Origin of the sequence: Streptomyces laculatispora, from assembly GCF_017353455.1 — a bacterium.
Taxonomy (GTDB): domain Bacteria; phylum Actinomycetota; class Actinomycetes; order Streptomycetales; family Streptomycetaceae; genus Streptomyces; species Streptomyces laculatispora.
In genome coordinates this window covers 1-7,118 of sequence record NZ_JAFMPZ010000451.1, presented here as the reverse complement: position 1 = coordinate 7,118, position 7,118 = coordinate 1, and the positions used below count along the sequence as shown (strand labels likewise).

The 7,118-nt window shown below is 69.5% G+C and carries 6 protein-coding genes; 5 read left to right on the top strand and 1 reads right to left on the bottom strand.

From position 1 onward, the window contains the following. The 4 genes from manA to J1C73_RS21900 all read left to right on the top strand — a co-directional run. A partial coding sequence (gene manA, locus J1C73_RS21915) for a mannose-6-phosphate isomerase, class I (RefSeq protein WP_207317917.1) occupies window positions 1-926 on the top strand: 926 nt, incomplete at its 5' end. Between the two features lie 89 nt (window positions 927-1,015). Then, window positions 1,016-2,080: a cation diffusion facilitator family transporter gene (locus J1C73_RS21910; RefSeq protein WP_207317916.1), complete on the top strand. Its 1,065-nt coding sequence runs from the start codon at window positions 1,016-1,018 to the stop codon at window positions 2,078-2,080. Window positions 2,081-2,327: 247 nt separating this feature from the next. Further along, window positions 2,328-3,785 (top strand): adenosylhomocysteinase, encoded by a 1,458-nt coding sequence (ahcY, locus tag J1C73_RS21905; RefSeq protein ID WP_207317915.1) that lies wholly within the window; start codon window positions 2,328-2,330, stop codon window positions 3,783-3,785. Between the two features lie 236 nt (window positions 3,786-4,021). Continuing rightward, complete coding sequence (locus J1C73_RS21900) at window positions 4,022-4,633, top strand: hypothetical protein (protein ID WP_124284155.1); 612 nt, start codon at window positions 4,022-4,024, stop codon at window positions 4,631-4,633. 53 nt (window positions 4,634-4,686) lie between these two features. Here the strand turns inward: J1C73_RS21900 and J1C73_RS21895 are convergent, their stop codons facing one another. Beyond that, window positions 4,687-5,643 (bottom strand): RDD family protein, encoded by a 957-nt coding sequence (locus J1C73_RS21895; RefSeq protein ID WP_207317914.1) that lies wholly within the window; start codon window positions 5,641-5,643, stop codon window positions 4,687-4,689. Window positions 5,644-5,764: 121 nt separating this feature from the next. Between J1C73_RS21895 and J1C73_RS21890 the strand changes: the two genes are divergently transcribed. Continuing rightward, complete coding sequence (locus J1C73_RS21890; protein ID WP_207317913.1) at window positions 5,765-6,772, top strand: stage II sporulation protein M; 1,008 nt, start codon at window positions 5,765-5,767, stop codon at window positions 6,770-6,772. The last annotated feature ends 346 nt before the right edge of the window (window positions 6,773-7,118 follow it).

Genomic DNA, 7,118 nt, shown 5'->3' with positions numbered 1-7,118 from the left:
TCCCCTTCCTCCTCAAGCTGCTCGCCGCCGGAGCCCCGCTCTCCCTCCAGGTCCACCCCGACCTCGCCCAGGCGCAGCAGGGGTACGCGGACGAGGAGCGCCGGTCTGTCCCGATCGACGCCCCCCACCGCACGTACAAGGACGCCAACCACAAGCCCGAACTGATCTGCGCCCTCACTCCCTTCGACGGCCTGTGCGGCTTCCGCCGGCCCGTCGAGGCGGCGGAGACGATGGAGGGGCTGGGCGTCGACTCCCTCAAGCCGTACGCCGATCTGCTCCGCGCCCACCCGGAGGAGGCCGCGCTGCGCGAGGTCCTCACGGCGATCCTCACCGCGGATCCGGCACAGATGGCGGAGACGGTGACCGCCGCGGCAGCCGCCGCGGAACGGCTCGGCGGCGCGTACGCCCCGTACGCGCGCATCGCCTACCACTTCCCGGGCGACGCGGGCGTCATCGCGGCCATGCTGCTGAACTACGTACAACTCCAGCCCGGCGAGGCGCTGTTCCTCGGCGCCGGAGTCCCGCACGCCTACCTCGACGGCCTCGGCGTCGAAATCATGGCCAACTCGGACAACGTGCTGCGGTGCGGACTGACGCCCAAGCACATCGACGTACCCGAGCTCCTGCGCATCGTCCGCTTCGAGGCGACCGATCCCGGGATCCTGCGCCCCGAGGCCTCCCCGTCCGGCGAGGAGCTGTACGAGACGCCGGTCGACGAGTTCCGGCTCTCCCGCTTCGACCTCTCACCGGGCGCCGACCCCGTCGACGTGACCGCGGCCACCCCCCAGATCCTGCTCTGCACGGCGGGCGCGCCACGGACCGGCGAACTCGGTCTCGTACCCGGCGACTCGGTCTTCGTACCGGCCGGGGAAAAGGCCGAAGTGTCCGGTGCGGGCACGCTGTTCCGTGCCACTGTGGTGGCCTGACGTACCGTCCGCACCATGGACTGCAACAATGTCCGGCCGTACCGCGGCTGCCGGAGCCGCAGCACCGAACGAAGGGACACCAGGCACCCATGAGTGCGTCAGGCGGAACCAAGGCGATCGTGGCGGCGCTCGGCGCCAACCTCGCGATCGCAGTGGCCAAATTCGTGGCGTTCCTGTTCAGTGGCTCGTCGTCGATGCTCGCGGAGAGCGTCCACTCGCTCGCCGACTCGGGCAATCAGGGGCTGCTGCTGCTCGGCGGCAAGAAGGCCAAGCGCGAGGCCACCCCCCAGCACCCCTTCGGGTACGGGCGCGAGCGCTACATCTACGCCTTCCTCGTCTCCATCGTGCTGTTCTCCGTGGGTGGCATGTTCGCGGTGTACGAGGGCTACGAGAAGATCAAGAACCCGCACGAGATCGAGGCCTGGTACTGGCCGGTCGGTGTACTGGTCTTCGCGATCATCGCCGAGGGCTTCTCCTTCCGTACGGCCATCAAGGAGTCCAACGAGACCCGCGGCGCGCTGTCCTGGACCGAGTTCATCCGCCGCGCGAAGGCCCCGGAACTCCCCGTCGTGCTGCTGGAGGACTTCGGCGCGCTCATCGGTCTGGTCCTCGCCCTCGGCGGCGTGGGCCTGGCCGTCGGCACCGGTGACGGGGTGTGGGACGGCATCGGCACCCTCTGCATCGGCATCCTGCTGATCGTGATCGCCGTCGTCCTGGCCGCCGAGACCAAGTCCCTGCTGCTCGGCGAGGCCGCCGGCACCGACCAGGTCGAGAAGATCAAGACCGCGGTCGTGGACGGCGACACCGTCACCGGCATCATCCACATGCGTACGCTCCACCTCGGCCCGGAAGAGCTGCTGGTCGCCGCCAAGATCGCGGTCCAGCACGACGACACGGCCACCGAGGTCGCCAACGCCATCAACGCCGCCGAGTCCCGCATCCGCGAGGCGGTCCCGATCGCCCGGGTCATCTACCTGGAACCGGACATCTACAACGAGGCTGCGGCCCGGTCCGGCACCAACCCGGCCAAGGACCCGGCCGGCGGCCCGGGCGGCTCGACCGCCGTGGCCGCCGAACCCCCGGCCACCGCATCCGCATCCGCACCCGACGAGGCCCCCGAGACCCCGGCCGACCCGACGGAAACCGGCCACTGAACGCACCTGACGCGCCTTCGAGGCCGCTCCCGGACCCGGTGGGCTGGGAGCGGCTGGGCCGTTCGGTGTAGATTCGACAGCAGTGCCAGACGTCGCTGCTGATGGCGGTCGATCGGTCCGTATCCACGGACCGGCCGAGGGAGAGAGGGCCTCCGACGGACTGCGCTGCGAGCTGCTCGGGCATTCGTGTGCCCGACGCCGCAGAGCCGCCCATCCACCCTCGACCCATCACGAGGAGCAGCCCGTTATGACAACGGTCACCAATCGACAGGACTTCAAGGTCGCCGACCTCTCCCTCGCAGCCTTCGGCCGCAAGGAGATCACCCTGGCCGAGCACGAGATGCCCGGCCTGATGTCGATCCGCAAGGAGTACGCCGCCGCGCAGCCGCTGGCCGGCGCCCGCATCACCGGTTCGCTGCACATGACCGTGCAGACGGCCGTGCTGATCGAGACCCTGGTCGCCCTCGGCGCCGAGGTCCGCTGGGCCTCCTGCAACATCTTCTCGACCCAGGACCACGCGGCCGCGGCCATCGCGGTCGGTCCGAACGGCACTCCGGACGCCCCCGCAGGCGTCCCCGTCTTCGCCTGGAAGGGCGAGTCGCTCGAGGAGTACTGGTGGTGCACGGAGCAGGCCCTGACCTGGCCGAACACCCCCACCGGCGGACCGAACATGATCCTCGACGACGGTGGTGACGCCACCCTCCTCGTCCACAAGGGCGTGGAGTTCGAGAAGGCCGGAGCGGCCCCGGACCCGTCGACCGCGGACAGCGAGGAGTACGCGTACATCCTCACCCTGCTGAACCGCACCCTCGGCGAGGCCCCGCAGAAGTGGACCCAGCTGGCGTCCGAGATCCGCGGTGTCACCGAGGAGACCACCACCGGTGTGCACCGGCTGTACGAGATGCACCGCGACGGCACCCTCCTGTTCCCGGCGATCAACGTCAATGACGCGGTCACCAAGTCGAAGTTCGACAACAAGTACGGCTGCCGCCACTCGCTGATCGACGGCATCAACCGCGCCACCGACGTCCTGATCGGCGGCAAGACCGCCGTCGTCTGCGGCTACGGCGACGTGGGCAAGGGCTGCGCGGAGTCCCTGCGCGGCCAGGGCGCCCGGGTGATCATCACGGAGATCGACCCGATCTGTGCCCTGCAGGCGGCGATGGACGGCTACCAGGTCGCGACCCTGGACGACGTCGTCGAGCAGGCCGACATCTTCGTCACCACGACGGGCAACAAGGACATCATCATGGCCGGCGACATGGCCCGGATGAAGCACCAGGCCATCGTCGGGAACATCGGCCACTTCGACAACGAGATCGACATGGCCGGCCTCGCCAGGATCGACGGCATCGTCAAGGACGAGGTCAAGCCGCAGGTCCACACCTGGACGTTCCCCGACGGCAAGGTCCTCATCGTGCTGTCCGAGGGCCGCCTGCTGAACCTGGGCAACGCGACGGGCCACCCCTCGTTCGTCATGTCCAACTCGTTCGCGGACCAGACCCTGGCCCAGATCGAGCTGTTCACCAAGCCCGAGGAGTACCCGACCGACGTCTACGTGCTGCCCAAGCACCTCGACGAGAAGGTCGCCCGCCTCCACCTCGCCGCGCTCGGAGTGAGGCTCACGACGCTCCGCCCCGAGCAGGCCGCCTACATCGGCGTCGAGGTCGACGGCCCGTACAAGTCCGACCACTACCGCTACTGATCCCGTAACCGCGGCGGTCCGCCGGTGACCGGTCACCGGCCCGACCGGTCGGTGACAACCGGCCACCGGCAGACCCCGCGGCCCCCGACCCGGAGCCCGCGGACGCGACAGCGTCAGCAGGCCCGGTGACTCAGCAGCAGCGCAGCGCAGCAGCTACGAACGCAGGCCCCCGCACCCCCGTGTCGGGGGCCTGCGCCGTACCGCACCCGCACAGCCCGAGGAACCCGAAGGACCCCATGCCCCGCGGCCGTTATTCGCTCCACGATCTCCACGACCACACCCCCCTCGGTGAAGAGCACTTCCACTGCGCCCCCGGCCCCTCCGGCTGGCGCTATGTCTCCCAGACGACCGCCCCGTCCGGCGACCACCTCGGATCCATCGATCTCACCCTGGACGAACTCGGCCGCCCGATCCGTCTCGAACTCCACGCCGCGAGCTGGCAGATCCGCGGCGCCGCCCTCGAAGGCGTCACCTGGGTCCGCACCGATCCGACCGGCACTCACGCCAACGAAGGCAATGTCCGCGCCCACACCTTCACCGGCACTTCCCCCGCCTTCCTCATCGCGACCGCACGCCTGCTGCGCCTCACCCCCGATTCCCCCGCGACCCGTCTCCGCGTCGTCGCCTTCACGGATCCGGTCCTCGCCCCCCGTACCGTCGACCAGTCCTGGGCCCTGGTGAACAGTGAAGCGCACGCCACTGACAACGGCCCGCTGACCGTGGACGAATACCAGGTCAACGCCCTGGACACCGGCGAGCAGCACACCATCCACATCGCCGGCGACGTCGTCCTCTCGGCCCCGGGCATCGAGCTCGAAGAGCTGGAATCCCCGCCCTCGACCCGCTAGGTGCAGCGCCCCCGCAGGGTTGCTGACGCGGCGGATCAGGCGGTCCGAAGGCTCTAGGCGGGCGGAGCGAACCCGGTAGCGGGCGGACGCGCCCGGTCCGCCCCGGGAACCGCGGCATCCCCGGGTCCCGCAGGCCGAACAGGTGTCCCAAGTGCTCCAGGGGTCGCAGGTGCCACAGGCACCGAGTGAGCAGCAGGGGCAGCAGGGGCAGCAGGGGCGCCAGGGGCAGCCTCCGAGCCCCGCATCATCCGGCCACTCACAGAAGCGGCGAACATCCGGTGCGCGTCCCGAGCCTGCCGTTCGTTCACCACGGCCGCCAGGTACGCGGCGGCGGGTACGCCCACCGGAGCCGGAACCCCGGTCCACCCGGCGAGCTCTCCGGCCAGCCGACCGGCCATGGTCCGGCCCACGTCGGCGTCCAACTGGTGCATCCGCGTCAGGTACTGGCGCACCGCCAGCCACAGTTCGTCCGGAACCGCCGACAGATCCAGCCCGGCGAACCGTCCCACCAGCCAGGGCGGCGGGGGCGGAACAGCGGCTGCCCGGCCCGCCGGCAGCCGCTCCCGTACGACGAGCGTCCCCGCGAAGACATCCCCGAGCCGCCTCCCACGCGCCGACACGAGCGATGCGATGGAGGCGACCACCCCGAGTGTCATGAGGATCTCCACGACACCCATCGCCCCACGCACCAACGCGTGCCGGAACCGGATCGGCCCCCCGTCGTCCCGCACCACCCGCAGCCCGCACGCCAGCTTCCCCAGTGAACGGCCGTGGCTGAGCGTTTCCACCGCTATCGGCGCTCCCACCAGCACCAGCAGGAACGTCGCCACGGAGACGGCGGCGGATGCTGCCCCGTCCAGGGAGGTCGTCGCCACGGCCAGACCGACCGACACCAGGACGAACGCCGTCCCCACCACCACCAGATCGATGGCCAGAGCCAGTGCACGGCTCGGCAGTTTCGCCGGCCGCAAACCCAGCACGACCGCGTCCCCGGTCACGAGCTCACTCATCGCCGCCCCACCCTTCGCCGACCATCCCTGCCCCTCGGGGCCACAGTCTGCCAAGCTGACCCGCAAACGCGCCGCAGCAGTACGGACCCGTACGCACCCATGCCTGGAGCAGCAGCCGACCATGGACCTCGACGTCTTCGTCAACGCCCACCGCAGTGAGTGGGACCGTCTGGATCACCTCCTGCACCGCGGGCGCAGGCTCACAGGCGCGGAAGCCGACGAACTCGTCGACCTCTACCAGCACACGGCAACCCATCTCTCCCTGATCCAGTCCGTCGCTTCCGACCCGCTGCTCATCGCGCGCCTCACGCAGCTGGTGGCCCGGGCCCGCTCCACGGTGACCGGGACCCGTCGCGCCTCGTGGCGCGACGCCGCGCACTTCCTCACGGCAGGGTTTCCCGCGGCGGTCTACCGCTCCAGGCACTGGTGGATACCCACGGCCGTCCTCTCCACGCTCCTGGCCGCGCTGATCGGCTGGTGGATCGGTACCCACCCGGAAGTCCAGTCGGCCATCGCCGCCCCGGAAGACCTCCGCCGCATGACCAGTCCCGGCGGGGGGTACGAGACCTACTACTCAAGCCATCCCGCGGCCTCGTTCGCCGCCCAGGTCTGGACGAACAACGCCCAGGCCGCAGCCATGTGCCTGGTGCTGGGCGCATTCCTCTGCGTCCCGGTGATCTGGATCCTGTTCCTCAACGTGCTCAACCTCGGGGTAGGCATCGGACTGATGTCCTCGGCCGGCCGGCTCGACACGTTCCTCGGCCTGGTCCTTCCGCACGGACTGCTCGAACTCACCGCCGTCTTCGTGGCGGCCGGCACCGGCCTCCGCCTGGGCTGGACGGTCATCGACCCCGGCCCCCGCACCCGGCGCACAGCTCTGGCGCAGCAGGGCCGCGCCGCGATCGGCATGGCCATCGGCCTGGCCCTGATCCTGTTCGTCTCGGGTGTCATCGAAGGCTTCGTCACCCCGTCGGGCCTCCCGACATGGGCCCGTATCGCCATCGGAATCGCCGCCGAGCTGGCCTTCCTCGCCTACGTCTACATCCTGGGCGGCCGCGCGGCCGGAACCGGCGACGCCGGCGACATTGCCGACTCCGAACGGAGCGCCGAACTCCCGGTTGCCGCCTGATGTGCGTAGGCCTCTCCTGACCTGCTAGTCTCCTCCTCGCCCCAGAAAAACGTTGACACGGCGGACTGGGGGAGGTAGATTAGAACGGTTGCCTCGAACTGGACAAGTTCGGGCCCAGCAGTTAGCGTCATCTCGCTCTCACCGGAAATTGCATTTCCGCAGAGCCATTGATTCCCACTCTTTGGATCGGGAAGCCGATTAGTTCGGCCGAACTGCTTCTGATAAAGTCGGATCAGCCGAAAGGCAAGGCCACTTCAACGGCCACTGGAAATCGAATTCGAACCGGAAACGGAACGAAATCGAGTCTGGTAAGGTTGGAACCGCTGGAAAGGGAAAGCGCGAAAGC